Annotated in this window: 10 protein-coding genes; 1 reads left to right on the top strand and 9 read right to left on the bottom strand. The window is 36.0% G+C overall.

Annotated elements, in window-relative coordinates; genetic code table 11:
* Positions 1 to 28: 28 nt before the first annotated feature.
* Positions 29 to 889 carry a diacylglycerol kinase family protein gene (locus FT993_RS12115; RefSeq protein WP_147862824.1) on the bottom strand — a complete coding sequence of 287 codons (861 nt, stop codon included), beginning with the start codon at positions 887 to 889 and terminating at the stop codon, positions 29 to 31.
* 69 nt (positions 890 to 958) lie between these two features.
* Here FT993_RS12115 and FT993_RS12110 point away from each other — a divergent pair, with 69 nt between their 5' ends.
* A complete protein-coding gene (locus FT993_RS12110; protein ID WP_147862823.1) occupies positions 959 to 1918 on the top strand; it encodes an App1 family protein in 960 nt (319 codons plus the stop codon).
* 47 nt (positions 1919 to 1965) lie between these two features.
* Here FT993_RS12110 and FT993_RS12105 read toward each other — a convergent pair whose 3' ends face one another.
* The 8 genes from FT993_RS12105 to FT993_RS12070 all read right to left on the bottom strand — a co-directional run bounded on the left by FT993_RS12105 (position 1966) and on the right by FT993_RS12070 (position 13930).
* Positions 1966 to 2256, bottom strand: coding sequence for a YtxH domain-containing protein (locus FT993_RS12105; protein WP_147862822.1), 291 nt, complete (start codon positions 2254 to 2256; stop codon positions 1966 to 1968).
* Between the two features lie 116 nt (positions 2257 to 2372).
* Positions 2373 to 4106 carry a mechanosensitive ion channel family protein gene (locus tag FT993_RS12100; protein WP_147862821.1) on the bottom strand — a complete coding sequence of 578 codons (1734 nt, stop codon included), beginning with the start codon at positions 4104 to 4106 and terminating at the stop codon, positions 2373 to 2375.
* A gap of 127 nt (positions 4107 to 4233) precedes the next feature.
* Complete coding sequence (locus FT993_RS12095) at positions 4234 to 6039, bottom strand: acyl-CoA dehydrogenase family protein (protein WP_147862820.1); 1806 nt, start codon at positions 6037 to 6039, stop codon at positions 4234 to 4236.
* Between the two features lie 25 nt (positions 6040 to 6064).
* Positions 6065 to 7255, bottom strand: a complete 1191-nt coding sequence (locus tag FT993_RS12090; protein WP_147862819.1) for an acetyl-CoA C-acyltransferase — start codon at positions 7253 to 7255, stop codon at positions 6065 to 6067.
* A gap of 82 nt (positions 7256 to 7337) precedes the next feature.
* Complete coding sequence (locus FT993_RS12085; protein WP_147862852.1) at positions 7338 to 9743, bottom strand: 3-hydroxyacyl-CoA dehydrogenase/enoyl-CoA hydratase family protein; 2406 nt, start codon at positions 9741 to 9743, stop codon at positions 7338 to 7340.
* Positions 9744 to 9745: 2 nt separating this feature from the next.
* Positions 9746 to 10198 carry a MarR family winged helix-turn-helix transcriptional regulator gene (locus tag FT993_RS12080; RefSeq protein WP_147862818.1) on the bottom strand — a complete coding sequence of 151 codons (453 nt, stop codon included), beginning with the start codon at positions 10196 to 10198 and terminating at the stop codon, positions 9746 to 9748.
* Positions 10199 to 10587: 389 nt separating this feature from the next.
* Positions 10588 to 12363, bottom strand: a complete 1776-nt coding sequence (locus FT993_RS12075) for a long-chain fatty acid--CoA ligase (protein WP_147862817.1) — start codon at positions 12361 to 12363, stop codon at positions 10588 to 10590.
* Positions 12364 to 12544: 181 nt separating this feature from the next.
* Complete coding sequence (locus tag FT993_RS12070) at positions 12545 to 13930, bottom strand: glycosyltransferase (RefSeq protein WP_147862816.1); 1386 nt, start codon at positions 13928 to 13930, stop codon at positions 12545 to 12547.
* Positions 13931 to 14052 lie beyond the last annotated feature (122 nt).

Genomic DNA, 14052 nt, shown 5'->3' with positions numbered 1-14052 from the left:
TTAGTTTGCCATTAACAAAAGTTTAGGGCTATATCATAATATTTAAAGCTTTTTGTTTTATTTTTATTTCTACAGAGCTTACTTCGCCTAAATATTCACCATCAATTTGAAAGTCTATAGGTGTCTCACAATAAATTTTAGCTTGCTGACAAGAGATGATTTCTAGAAATGAGGAATTATGGCTTTTTTCACCCCTTAGGGTCTTAATAATCTCTTTTACATTCAACTCCTTAAAAATTAATAATTCAAAATAGCCATCATCGATAATCCCTTCAGGATTGACTAAAGCACCGGTACCATACCGTCTACTATTAGCAATTCCTAACATAATACCGCGCCTCGTTAATTTCTGGTCATTGGTTTCAATGCTAAAATTTTGCGGATTTTTATTATTTAATAGGGTAGGGATACCCGCAAATATGTAGCCTAGTTTACCGCGAACGCTAGACTGCTCATAAGTCTTTATAAGTGACGCATTAATGCCTAAATCACTTATATGTAAACCCAAATTTTCATTTAAAAACATAGCATCAATCTTTCTTGCATTCTCACCCAACGCGATATCTATACTAGAATTTATTGAAGTAGGTAGTTCTAAATCTGTAGCTAAACCGTTGGCCGATCCTAGCGGAATAATTCCTATAGGGATTGAAGTATTCATCAAGCATTCTGCCGCTAATTTTACGGTGCCATCTCCTCCTGCCACTAGAACTTTTTTATAAGTATGGTCTTGAAAATGTCTCTTTAGATGCTCTAAGTCATTTTTTCCAGTGGTTTTAAAAATGTTTAACGTCTTGACCTTTTTACCTAATTTATTTTTTAATACTTTTAAAAAGTAACTTTTATTAATATCACCACTTATTGGGTTTAAAATGAGTAGTATGGCCATACAAGCTTAATTTTAATTTTAAAGTTAGTTATAAAACTTGACACATCATCTTAATAATATCTTTACGGAATGCCAAAAGATTTAAAAATTTATAGAGGTTACGCCAACCAAAGGAAGATCTTGATAATGGGGCATGTATTTGAAAAACATACGCCAGACATATTTAAATTAGATCTAAAGGGATGGAAGCATGCTAAACAGGTTTTTCAAATGTTTAGAGTAAAAACATTGGCTAATATCTCAATTACAATAAGCTTTGGCAATATAAAGCAGACGACTAAGACGTTAGACGATGGACATTTTCGAGTGATGATTCCCTATGAAAAAAGTTTAAGTTCTGGTTGGCATACTTTCAAGGTCACAGTGAATGATGAAAAACAGACATTAAGTAAAAAAGGCGAATTTATAAAGCCATATCCTGGAGAATATGGTGTTATTTCAGACATTGATGATACATTTTTAATTTCCCATTCCAGTAGTTTTTTTAAAAAACTTTATGTTATGCTTACCAAAAACTTATACAAGCGAAAAGTTTTTACTGGGGTGGTTAATCATTATCGAGAACTAGAAAAACTAGGTAGAGAGGATCAAAATAAACACAATGCTTTTTTTTATGTGAGTAGCAGTGAGTGGAATTTATATAATTTTATAAGTTCCTTTACGGATTTGCATGGGCTGCCAAAAGGTGTATTTCAATTAAAAGCGATTAAAAACGGTTTACGGGATTTTATTAAAACAGGCAGAGGTGATCATCAACACAAGTTTTATAAAATTAGACACATAGTAGAGTTTTATCCCGAATTGAAATTTGTTCTTTTAGGTGACGATTCACAAAAAGATGCGCAAATTTATCAAGATATAATAAAGATTTTTCCGGCCAATATATATGCTGTTTACATCAGGCAAACCAATCAAAATAAAAAAGAAAATATTGAAAAAATAATAGGCAATATGAGTAATCTTGGGGTATGTGCTCTATACTTTAAATCAAGTAAAGAAGCAGTTGAACACAGTCAAAATAGGCTATAAAAAAACACCCCAAATTTTGGGGTGCTTTTATTAAATAGATTTTTCGCTTAGCTGACTGCGTTATGTATTTTAGCTTTTGCCTCTTCGGTAAGTTCTTCTCCTTTACTATTTGCTAAGGCAGCATTTTTTTTCGCTTTTAGAGCTTCTATTTTATGCTCAATAGAATTTTTTACGTCATCAACTTTCTCTTTAGCACCTGCTACATAATCCTGTGTAGAACTCGCAATCTGCTTTCTAGTGTCTTTTCCTTTTTTTGGGGCAAATAATAAACCTGCTGTAGCTCCAGCTAGAGCACCCGCTAAAACTCCTAATACTACATTTCCTTTTCCTTTACTCATAATTGTTGTGTTTTTTATTTATTCAAATATACTACAAGGCTTTATGATTAATTTATTTTTGTCGTTAATCTATATTTAAAATTTAGGCCTAAATCATTAAAAAATTAACAAATCGATTATTGTTGAGTATTTTGGTAACGAGAGGTAGGTAAATGGGCACCCGCATCTAGATTTACGAGGTAGGTAATAAGCTTCTCTCTTAATCGGCAATGAAAATCCCAGGTATGACTCGCATCTTTGGCACTGCATAGCGCTCTTATTTCAATGGTTTTTTCGTTTGCCTCAACTACCTGTACCTTAGGAGGATGTTCGCCATCCCAATCTTCATCTGCTTCAACTAGCTCTTTAAATTTTGCCCTAATTTTATTTACATTTACCGTATAGTCTGCGTGTATAATAATGGGTCTTATTTGATGTGCATTGGTCATCGACCAATTTTCAAATACATTTGAAACTACATATTTTAAGGGCACTACCAGACGTCTTAAATCCCACGTGCGTACGACCATATAAGTAAATTGAATGTCTTCAACATAGCCCCAATCATCTTTTATAATAACGGTATCACCAATTCTAGCAGGTTTGGTAATAGCTATTTGTATACCTGCAATAATATTTCCTAAAGTGCTTTGGGCTGCTACACCAATGATTACAGTTGCCACTCCTGCTGAAGCTATTAAAGAAATACCTAATCGCTCTAACGTTCTAAATTGCGATATAATTACTGCTACCCCCACAATAATCACAACAAAGGTAATAACTCTTCTAGCTACCGAAATATAGGTTAACATCATACGTGCCTCAGAATTTTCTTCTGGATTGGTATCGCCTATTCGGTTTTCTGCAATATGAACCATAATGTAGTCTATCAACTTCATGATCAACCAAGTGATTGCACCTATAACTATTATTAATAACACGGTATAAAGGGTGTTAGCGTATCTTCCCGTAAAAGAAATCAATTCATTTAAAAGGATATAAAAAAATAGGATCCCCATGGTGATCCCAGCAGGTTTACTTAACTTTTTCGCAATGCTTTGTACCCAAATTTTATTAGACTTGATTAAACCTTTACGGATTATAAAAATGAGTAGCCTACCTAAAAAATAAGAAATAAAAAAAATGCAAAGCGTGCCTATTGGTTTCCAGATTGGGGTATCCCACAATTGTACTCGTGCCCAATTAGGCATCATTCGGTCTAATTTTCTAGGACCATATTCGGCGTATAATGGTTCTATATTTTCAACCGTGTTAGAAGAGACAAGCCAAAAAGCACCATAATTTTTGTACTTGATACGTTGTACGCGCAAAACTATGTTTCTGTTGTTTAATTTTACCGCACCAAAGGCAACACTGCGTCTAGGTTTACCGGCTACAGCTTTATTGGTTGTAGTAGAAAAGTCTAATTGGCCGTCGGGTCTATCGGCCAGATTATCCCAGTCAATTTTGACCCTTTGCTTAAGCACAAAGTGAAATTTTTCGGCTAAAACAGCGGCCTCTTCTATGGTCGTAGTTTTTGGTAATAGGTTTAAGTTAAGGGTATAGGCGGCTTCTTGATATTTCCCTGCTTCGGCTTTGGTTAAAAAATGTTCTAATGCTGCTTGTGGGGTTTCTAAATTAATTTGATTTGGAGGTAGCCCTATGCTGGTGTTGAGTCTGTCTAAAATGAAGTAAGCTTCATTATATTCGCTGATAGGATTGGCTAAAAACTTACTCTTTGCCGTGTCTACTACAGATTTTGCTTCAGGCATACTGTAAATAGTGTCTTCATTTTTTTCATTGCTTTGCGCGAAGGAAAAAATGGAATATAGTAGAACCGATATAATGCTTAAATAGAAATTATTTTTCATAGTTTCAAATTATCATTTTAAGCGCAGGCAATTTATTATAGAATTGTTAAAAAGGCATTTTTAATCTTTTTTTAATAAAAAAAAGCCGCTTTTTTAAGCGGCTTGGAGGAATAACTAAATTTAATAGTTAAAAACAATATTTATTTTCTTCAATTAACTTATCTGCAATTTCATTTCGAAGAGCTACTACATTAGGCATATTTTGATACTTTGTAAATCTCTTTAAGCCCATTAGCATCATGCGTTGTTCATCACCTTCGGTGAATGAAAAGATACCTTCTTTTGCTTTTTGACCAATAATATCAACAGCGTTATAAAGGTATAGCTTACTCATAGCAATTTGCTCAGTTTGTTTTTCTTCACCATAACGTTTCACATTTTTCTCGGTTCTTAAAATGGCAGACTCAGCCATGTAAATTTCAATAAGTATATCCGCGGCAGCTAGAAGCAATTGTTGGTGTTCTTCCAATTGCGGACCAAACTTTTGTACAGCACTACCCGCCACCATTAAAAACACCTTTTTAAGTTTGGCAATCATTTCTTTTTCCTCTGCAAATAGTTCGCTATAATCAGGTTTGTCGAAAGAAGGAATACCGGTAAGTTCATCGGCGACAGCCATAGCAGGTCCCAATAAATCGACGTGCCCTTTCATGGCCTTTTTTACCAACATACCCACAGCAAGCATTCGGTTAATTTCATTGGTTCCCTCATAAATTCGAGAAATACGGGCATCGCGCCAAGCAGATTCCATTGGGGTATCTGCAGAAAAGCCCATACCACCAAACACCTGAATACCTTCATCACTGCAGTTTTGAATATCTTCTGAGCAGGCTACCTTTAAAATAGAGCATTCAATAGCATATTCTTCAACTCCTTTCAGTTCGGCTTCGGCGTGAGAATTTCCATCGGCTTGACGGATTGCGATGCGGTCTTCTATATTTTTTGCTGCACGATAAGAAGCCGATTCGCCTACGTAGGTAGAGGTTGCCATTTCGGCTAGCTTATATTTTATGGCTCCAAAATTGGCAATTGGGGTGTCGAATTGTACACGCTCATTGGCATATTTTACCGCTCCTTCGGTGACTCTTCTTTGAGCGTCTAAACAGGCGGCAGCTAATTTTATTCGGCCTACATTCAAGGCATTCATAGCTATTTTGAATCCATTGCCACGTTCTGAAAGCATGTTTTCTACCGGTACTTTGGTTTCGTTAAAAAATACTTGTCGGGTAGAAGAGGAGTGAATTCCTAACTTTTTTTCTTCTTCGCCAAAGCTAATGCCATTTTCTGGGTCGTTTTCTACAATAAATCCCGTAATGTTTTTGTCATCTTCGATACGGGCAAATACGATAAAAAGATTGGCGAATCCTGCATTTGATATCCACATTTTTTGGCCACTTATGAGGTAATGTTTTTCGTCTTCTGTTAAAACAGCCTTTGTTTTACCCGAATTAGCATCACTTCCTGCTCCAGGCTCGGTTAAGCAATATGCGCCAAACCACTCTCCTGTTGCAAGTTTTGGGACATATTTCTTTTTTTGCTCTTCGGTACCATACAAGGTTATGGGCATGGTGCCAATACCTGTATGGGCTCCAAAAGCAGTAGCAATAGACCCTGTTGCTCCAGATATATAATCGCAAACCAGCATGGTAGATACAAAGCCCATACCCAAACCGTCGTATTCTTCGGGCACGGCTACTCCTAGGAAACCTAACTCACCTAATTTTTTCATGATGTCTTCGGTTAGTTGGTAGTTTTTCTTTTCAAACTCCTCTTTTTTAGGCCAAATTTCTCTATCGACAAACTCTTTAACCGAGTCTCGCATCATTTTTTGTTCTTCGGTAAAATCTTCGGGGGTAAAGACCGCTTCACACGGAGTTTCTTTTACTAAAAATTGACCGCCGCGAAGTATTTCTTTATTTTTTTCTGTACTCATAGTTTTTCTTTTATAGGGTGTTGGTTTAATTTATAAATTCGTATACGCCAGCTGCTCCTTGTCCCGTTCCTACGCACATGGTCACCATACCATATTTGTTTTGCAGGTTTCTTTTACGCATTTCGTCAAATAGTTGCACACTTAGCTTAGCTCCGGTACAGCCTAAGGGATGTCCTAGCGCAATTGCGCCACCATTCACGTTTAAAATTTCTGTATTTAAATTTAATTCGCGGCTAACCGCTAAAGATTGTGAGGCAAAAGCTTCGTTTAACTCAATAAGCTCCATGTCTTGAAGGCTTAATCCTGCTTGCTTTAAAGCTTTGGGGATAGCCTTTACAGGGCCTATTCCCATAATTCTTGGTTCTACACCAACGGCAGTGTAGCTTACTAATCGTGCTATTGGTTCTAGATTAAGCTCTTTGACCATTGCTTCGCTCATTACAATAGTAAATGCCGCTCCATCACTAGTTTGTGAGGAGTTTCCAGCAGTAACACTTCCGCCTTGAGCAAAAACAGGGCGCAATTTAGCCAAAGCTTCTTTGGAAGTGTCTGCCCGCGGACCTTCATCTTTATTTACGGTATAGGTTCTTGTTTTCTTTTTGCCGTCTTCAACATAGGTTTCATCTATTTGTATAGGCACAATTTGCTCTTGAAACCTATCTTCTGCCTGTGCTTTTAATGCTTTTTGGTGTGAATTAAAGGCGAACTCATCTTGATCTTCACGCGAGACTTTATATTGATTAGCCACAGCTTCTGCCGTTAGGCCCATTCCCCAATAATAATCTTCATTTCCTTCTTTTGCTACTTGATAATCGGGTACAGGTTTATATCCTCCCATAGGAATATAGCTCATACTCTCTACTCCTCCCGCGATTATACAATCTGCGTGGCCACTTTGAATTTTTGCGGTGGCCATAGCGATAGTTTCCAATCCTGATGCGCAATAACGATTAACTGTTACGCCTGGCACATCTTCAATTTTTAGCCCCATTAAAGAAATCAATCTACCTATATTTAATCCTTGTTCGGCTTCGGGCATGGCGTTTCCTACGATAACATCATCTATTCTTTTTTTATCCAGGTTGGGCAATTCTTTGATCATATAATCGATGGTTTCGGCTGCCAATTCATCGGGTCTTTTAAATCTGAAAACACCTCGAGAAGATTTTCCTATTGCGGTTCTATACGCTTTTACTATGTATGCTGTTTTGTTCATTTCTTTCTATTTTTAATCGATTTATTTTTGATATGCTTTTTTTAAGAGTTTTCACTAATTGATTTTATAGAGAATTCTATAATTAGTTTCTTAGCGGTTTTCCTTTTTTAAGCATGTGTTGTAATCGCTCAAGCGTCTTTCTTTCTCCAGTAAGCGATAAGAATGCTTCACGCTCTAGGTCTAGCAAATATTGCTCACTAACTTGTGCAGCGGCCGATAAATCACCACCAGCCATTACATAAGCTAATTTATTGGCAATTTTTTTATCGTGCTCACTAATGTAGTTTCCGGCAAGCATTTGATCTGTACCAACATAAAAGGCCCCTAGCGCTTGTTTACCTAAAACTTTAATATCTTGACGCTTGATAGGTTGCGTATAAGCATTTTCTACCATTAATAATGCTTGTTTTTTAGCAATAGCCAATTGTCGGTCTTTATTCACCACCACAATGTCTTTTCCGGGTTGTAATATGTTTAAATCGTATGCTTCATAAGCAGATGTAGAAACCTTTGCCATACCAATGGTTAAAAAGTGTTCCCGTAAACGATTTAATTCTACATCGTCTTTTTGATAGGTATCTGCTGCTCTCAAAGTCATCTCCTTAGAACCACCGCCACCAGGAATTACACCAACGCCAAACTCAACCAAACCAATATAGGTTTCTGCGTGGGCTACTACCTTGTCGGCGTGAAGCGAAAGTTCACAACCTCCACCTAAGGTCATATTATGCGGGGCCGCAACGGTAGGTATAGAGGAGTAACGCATACGCATCATGGTGTCTTGAAAATACTTGATAGCCATATTTAGTTCGTCATATTCTTGCTCTACCGCCATCATGAAAATCATTCCGATATTAGCACCTACAGAAAAATTTTGACCGTTATTGGCTACAACAAGTCCTTGGTATTCTTTCTCAGCCAAATCGATTGCTTTATTTAATCCGTCAAGAACATCACCTCCAATAGCATTCATTTTACTTCTAAACTCTACATTTAAAATACCATCGCCTAAATCTTCGACTACTACTCCGCTATTTTTAAATACAGCTTTGGTATCTCTTATATTGTCTAAAATAATAAACGCATCTTGCCCCGGTACTGGCTGCATTCTTTTATTAGGAATATCGTAGAAGTAGGTTTTCCCGTCTTTTACTGTATAAAATGAATCGCATCCAGCTTCAAGCATTTCATTTACCCAATTTGCAGGTTCGATGCCTTGTTCAGCCATCATTTTTATTCCTTTTGCAACACCTATGGCATCCCAGATTTGAAACGGGCCGTGTTCCCAACCAAATCCGGCTTGCATCGCATCATCAATTTTATAAAGCTCATCGGTAATTTCGGGAATACGATTGGATACATAAGCGAAAAGAGCGGCAAAATTTTTACGGTAAAATTCTCCAGCCTTGTCTTTTCCTTTTATCAAAACTTCAAAGCGATTGGCAACGCGATCAATTGTTTTTGTAAGCTCTAAAGTAGCAAAAGAGGCACGTTTGCGATCTCGGTATTCGAGTGTATTAAGGTCAAGTGATTTGATTTCACTAGAGCCATCTTTCTTTTTTTCTTTTTTATAGAACCCTTGCCCAGTTTTACTTCCTAGCCAGTTGTTTTCCATCATTGTTTTTATAAAGTCAGGAAGTTTAAAGAGTTCGTGTTGTTCATCGTGAGCTACATTTTCATAAAGTCCGTTAGCTACGTGAACCAAAGTGTCTAGACCTACCACGTCTACTGTTCTAAAAGTAGCCGATTTTTGCCGCCCAATAACCGGTCCAGTTAGTTTATCAACCTCCTCAATTGTCATACCCATCTCTTTCACCGTATGAAATAGACTCATTATGCTAAAGATGCCAATACGATTACCAATAAATGCCGGTGTGTCTTTGGCAATAACCGATTTCTTACCGAGGAATTTTTTTCCGTATTCGTTTAAAAAGGAAATTACCTCTGGCTTGGTATCGGGACCAGGAATAATTTCGAAAAGACGTAAATATCGAGGTGGATTAAAGAAGTGCGTACCACAAAAATGTTTCTTGAAATCTTCACTTCTGCCTTCATTCATGAATTTTATAGGGATTCCAGAAGTATTTGAAGTAATTAAAGTACCGGGTTTTCTGTGTTTTTCTATATTATCGAAAACTTGTTTTTTTATGTCTAGTCGCTCAACAACAACCTCAATTATCCAATCTACTTGGTTTACAAGCTTTATGTCGTCTTCTAAATTTCCCGTTTGTATACGTTTAGCGAAATCTTGATGATATATAGGTGAAGGCTTAGACTTCAAAGCGTTTTTAAGCGCTTCATTCACAATACGATTTCTAACACTTTTATCTTCTAGACTTAGGCCTTTCTTTTTTTCCTGTTCATTAGGTTCTCTAGGTACAATGTCGAGCAGTAAAACCTCGACTCCTATATTGGCGAAATGACAAGCAATTGCGCTTCCCATAATTCCAGAACCTATTACTGCTACTTTTTTAATTGTTCTTTTCATCATCATTTTGAAGGAGTTTGTTTTTTATAAATTTTTTTATTGTTGATCAAGTCCATAATTGTTTGGGCAACCTTACTAAAAGTATCTAAATCTTCCTGATTTATTTCGCGGTGCACCGCTTCATCAAATTTAAGTACCACTTGTTTTGAAAATGCGCGCATTTCTTTACCAAAATCGGTTAGTTGAATTAAGACACTTCTTCCGTCTTCCGGATTTTTTTTGCGTACAATTAACCCTTTATCCTCCATACTTCTTAAAGTACGAGAAAGACTGGTTGCCTCCATGCCCATTTTGGGTCCCAGAGAGGTAGAAGGCGTTCCTTCTTCAGGGTCAATATTTAAAAGGGCAAATCCGGTTGCCATAGTGCTTCCTTTTTTACTGGCTTCCTCATTGTACATCTTGGCTACCGCAATCCAAGTGGCTCTTAAGAGGTAATCGATTGTTTTTTCTTTCATATGGTAATTGATTCTCTCAAAGATAATAAAAAATATTATGCACGCATAGTATATAGGTAAATTATTACGCCCTTGATTAGAGAAATTTAGGAAATTAATTTCAATTAAAAAATAGGTAGAACTATTTTATTACCCTGAGGATTATAAAAGAATAAATAGAGATTTCCTTGTGTTAAAGAGCGATTGTAGATTAGCGGGTCAGATGATGGGTGAATGATAACGGAAAGGAACTTAAAAATAAGTAATTTTTTAGCTTTTAATTTTGCTTCAATTTTAGGGGTAACAACATTTTTAGTAAAAGTATAAACCCGTTTAATTAAACGGGTTTATAATACGGTTATTGCTAAATTTGTAGTTTTTAATCGCTAAAGCAGATCTAAATAACAATCTTAAAACTGATAGATTTGATTGTATAAATTTTGATACTTCTCTTTTATTTTTTTTCTTTTCATTTTCATGGTAGGAGTAAGGTGACCGTCTTCAACCGTCCAGACATTAGGCGTAAGTCGGAAGGCTTTTATTTGCTCCCACTTACCAAACTTTTTATTATAGAAATCAATCTCTTGCCGTATGCGTTCTTGTACCATGGTAGATTGCGCAATAGTTTCTGGGTCATCACTTAAATCAATAGACTTTCTTTTGGCCCAATCGGTAATAAATTCAAAATTTGGTTGTATTAAAGCTGCAGGCATTTTTTCCCCGTCACCAATTACCATAATTTGCTCTATGAATCGAGATTGCTTCATAGTGTTTTCAATGATTTGGGGGGCCACATATTTACCACCCGAAGTTTTAAACATCTCTTTTTTACGATCTGTGATCTTTAAAAAGCCCTCTGCATCAATTTCTCCTATATCTCCCGTACAAAAATAATCACCTTGCATAACTTCTTTTGTCTTTTCGGTATCTTTATAATAACCAAGCATTACCTGCGGACCTTTGATAAGAATTTCTCCATCTTCGGCAATTTTTACTTCTGTTTCTGGAATTGGTTTTCCTACAGTACCAATTTTAAATCCGCGGTCACGGGTATCATTCACCGCAATTACCGGTGAAGTTTCTGTTAGGCCATAACCTTCCATCACTTTGATATTTGCAGCATTAAATACACGCGCTAGTCGTGGTTGAAGTGCTGCACTTCCAGAAGCAATAACTTTTAGCTGGCCACCTAGAGCTTCTTGCCATTTACTAAAAATCAACTTACGTGCAATGTTGAGTCTAAATTCATACCACCAGCCATTTTCTTCATATGGTTCAAAAGCTAAACCTAAATCTACGGCCCAGTAAAACAATTTCTTTTTAATACCACTCAGTTCAGATCCTTTGGCAATGATTTTATCATATACTTTTTCAAGTAAACGAGGTACTGCCGACATTACATGAGGTTGTACTTCTTTCAAGTTGTCACTGATTTTTTCAATAGACTCCGCATAATATATACTTACGCCATTGTATTGGTACATATATAAAAGCATACGCTCATAAATATGGCAAACGGGTAAAAAGCTAATCGCTTTTTGAATTCCCTCACCCATAGGTAGCCTTGTAGAACTATTTAAAGCATTGCTTACAATGTTTTTATGCGAAAGCATAACCCCTTTAGGTTTTCCTGTTGTGCCCGAAGTATAAATAATTGTAGCTAAATCATTCTCATCTATCTTCTGCTTGATTTCTTCTACCTGCTGCTGATTACTATCATCTTTACCCAAATCTAAGACCTCTTGCCAGTTCTGTGCACCCGCAATTTCGTCAAATGTATATACGGCCTTTAAATGCGGTACTTTATCTCGAATTTTTTCAATTTTATCAAGTACTTCCTTATCAGAAACAAAACAAAATATGCTCTCGCTATGATTGAGTACATAAGCATACTCCTCCTCAGAAATGGTAGGATAAATGGGTACATCTTGCGCTCCTATTTGTAAAACACCTATGTCCACAATATTCCATTCTGTACGATTATTGGTAGAGATAATCGCAATTTTATCATTTGGTTTTACACCCATTGTGAGCAAGGCTCTACTGATTTGATTAGCCTTATCTAAATATTCTTTCGTAGAAGTTTCAATCCATTTTCCATTTTTTTTGGTGATTAAAGCTGCTTCCAAATTGTATTTTTCCAGTTGGTAAGCAGGAAAATCAAAAAGTCTTTTTACCGATGTCATAGTCTATAAGATAAAATTGTCTATTGCAAAATAGTAAATTAACTCGGTAATTTTATTTCTTGTAACTAAAAAAAATTAAGTTTTCTTTAAATAGAGCTACATTTATGACAAAAATCTTGTTTTAAATTATATTAGTGTTAACCCCGGCTAAATAATTTTAACCAGGGTGTTGAATTTTTATTTATTTATTAAGTTCTCTAGTAAGCCAACCGCTTTTGCTGGCGGTGACAATGGCATATGGGGTAATCCAAAATAATGTAAAAGCATAAAATAAACTATAGGGGTAAGCCCATACAGATTCTTTAAAATTATGCTTTTTAGCAAAAAACAGAGCTTGTATGCTTGAAAAAACAAGTACACCCAGGAGAGTTGAGGTTAAAAATACCAACGGGTAACTAATTATTAAAAAAAGCATTAATAAAATTATTGGGTAAGCCATGATTATTTTTAGCCATTGATGGAGCAAAAGCAGACGAGGTCCTAATTTTCCTGAACTTCTAAATTGAGTGAATGCAAATTTACTCATAGCAATGTTTTCACGTACGTTGCTACGTTCCCAACGAATGAACATTTTGTATAAATTTTTATAGCGTTCGGGAATATTGGTAAATACCCAAGCATCTCTTTGAAATTTAACCGTATAGCCTTGCTTTAAAATCATATTTGTCATGGCTCGATCTTCTCCTATGGTAGATGGTTTACCCATAAAGGTCTGGTTGATCCAGCTTTCTAAACAATTCATAACTGCCTCTTTTCGGTAAGCAGACAAAGCTCCTGGCGTACATAATACACTTCCTAATACACTTTGTGCAGAACGCACAAATTCAAAACTAAAAGCAAAACTCACGTGTAGCATCTTAGGTATAAGTGCTTGATCTTTATTGAGTACTTTTACATTTCCTGCCACGGCACCGCAGGTGGGATTATTAATAAACGGACTCACCATTTGTCGTAAAGTATCTTCTTTTACTACCGAATCGCTATCTACTGTTATAAATATTTCGCCAGTTGCCAAATTAAACCCACGGTAAAGCGCTTGCCGCTTTCCTTGATTGGTTCCTTGTCTCAATAACTGAATGCGTTCGCCTAAAGATTGCTTGGCTTTTATCATCCAATCATAAGTATCGTCTTGGCTGCCATCATCTATGGCTATTATTTGAAGTTTTTCGGCAGGATAATCACTGTTTACCAAGCTGTGTAGCGTTTTATAAACTAAACTTCCTTCGTTATAAGCAGGTACAATCACCGTACATTTTGGTAATTCTTGATTTGAGCCAGAGGGTACCGATTCATATTTGAGGTATAATACCAATAAATAAATTAAAAAACTGATGTTAATGCCTAATAAAACTAATCCAATTATCCAGACGCTTTTGCCAAATAGATTTTGAATACGGCTTAGATGTACTGCTTCAAAATAGGAATTAAAGTAAAAATTAAAAAATAATGCTAGTAACATCAATAAGGAAGTAAAACCAATAACCATGCCTGCTTTAAATGATTTTTTTGATGAGGATTCTTTTGGTTTTGATTGATAAGCCAAATCTTGTTTTCTTTTCTCTTTCATTTTGTTTCTTTTTTGATAAGAGAATATTCAATAGGCTTGCCGTAGTTGTTTTTGTCTGTTTATCAATAGGTTAAAGTTAAGTGCAGTTATGTAAATTGTGGTTTTTTTCTACAATTGTGTGG

This window comes from Mesonia sp. HuA40, assembly GCF_008017835.1.
Classification (GTDB): Bacteria; Bacteroidota; Bacteroidia; order Flavobacteriales; family Flavobacteriaceae; genus Mesonia.
This window is presented reverse-complemented; position numbering and strand designations above follow the sequence as displayed.

Coding starts and splice junctions, on each gene's coding strand:
- FT993_RS12115 (WP_147862824.1), bottom strand. CDS start 889: ATGGCCATACTACTCATTTTAAACCCAATAAGTGGTGATATTAATAAA.
- FT993_RS12110 (WP_147862823.1), top strand. CDS start 959: ATGCCAAAAGATTTAAAAATTTATAGAGGTTACGCCAACCAAAGGAAG.
- FT993_RS12105 (WP_147862822.1), bottom strand. CDS start 2,256: ATGAGTAAAGGAAAAGGAAATGTAGTATTAGGAGTTTTAGCGGGTGCT.
- FT993_RS12100 (WP_147862821.1), bottom strand. CDS start 4,106: ATGAAAAATAATTTCTATTTAAGCATTATATCGGTTCTACTATATTCC.
- FT993_RS12095 (WP_147862820.1), bottom strand. CDS start 6,039: ATGAGTACAGAAAAAAATAAAGAAATACTTCGCGGCGGTCAATTTTTA.
- FT993_RS12090 (WP_147862819.1), bottom strand. CDS start 7,255: ATGAACAAAACAGCATACATAGTAAAAGCGTATAGAACCGCAATAGGA.
- FT993_RS12085 (WP_147862852.1), bottom strand. CDS start 9,743: ATGAAAAGAACAATTAAAAAAGTAGCAGTAATAGGTTCTGGAATTATG.
- FT993_RS12080 (WP_147862818.1), bottom strand. CDS start 10,198: ATGAAAGAAAAAACAATCGATTACCTCTTAAGAGCCACTTGGATTGCG.
- FT993_RS12075 (WP_147862817.1), bottom strand. CDS start 12,363: ATGACATCGGTAAAAAGACTTTTTGATTTTCCTGCTTACCAACTGGAA.
- FT993_RS12070 (WP_147862816.1), bottom strand. CDS start 13,930: ATGAAAGAGAAAAGAAAACAAGATTTGGCTTATCAATCAAAACCAAAA.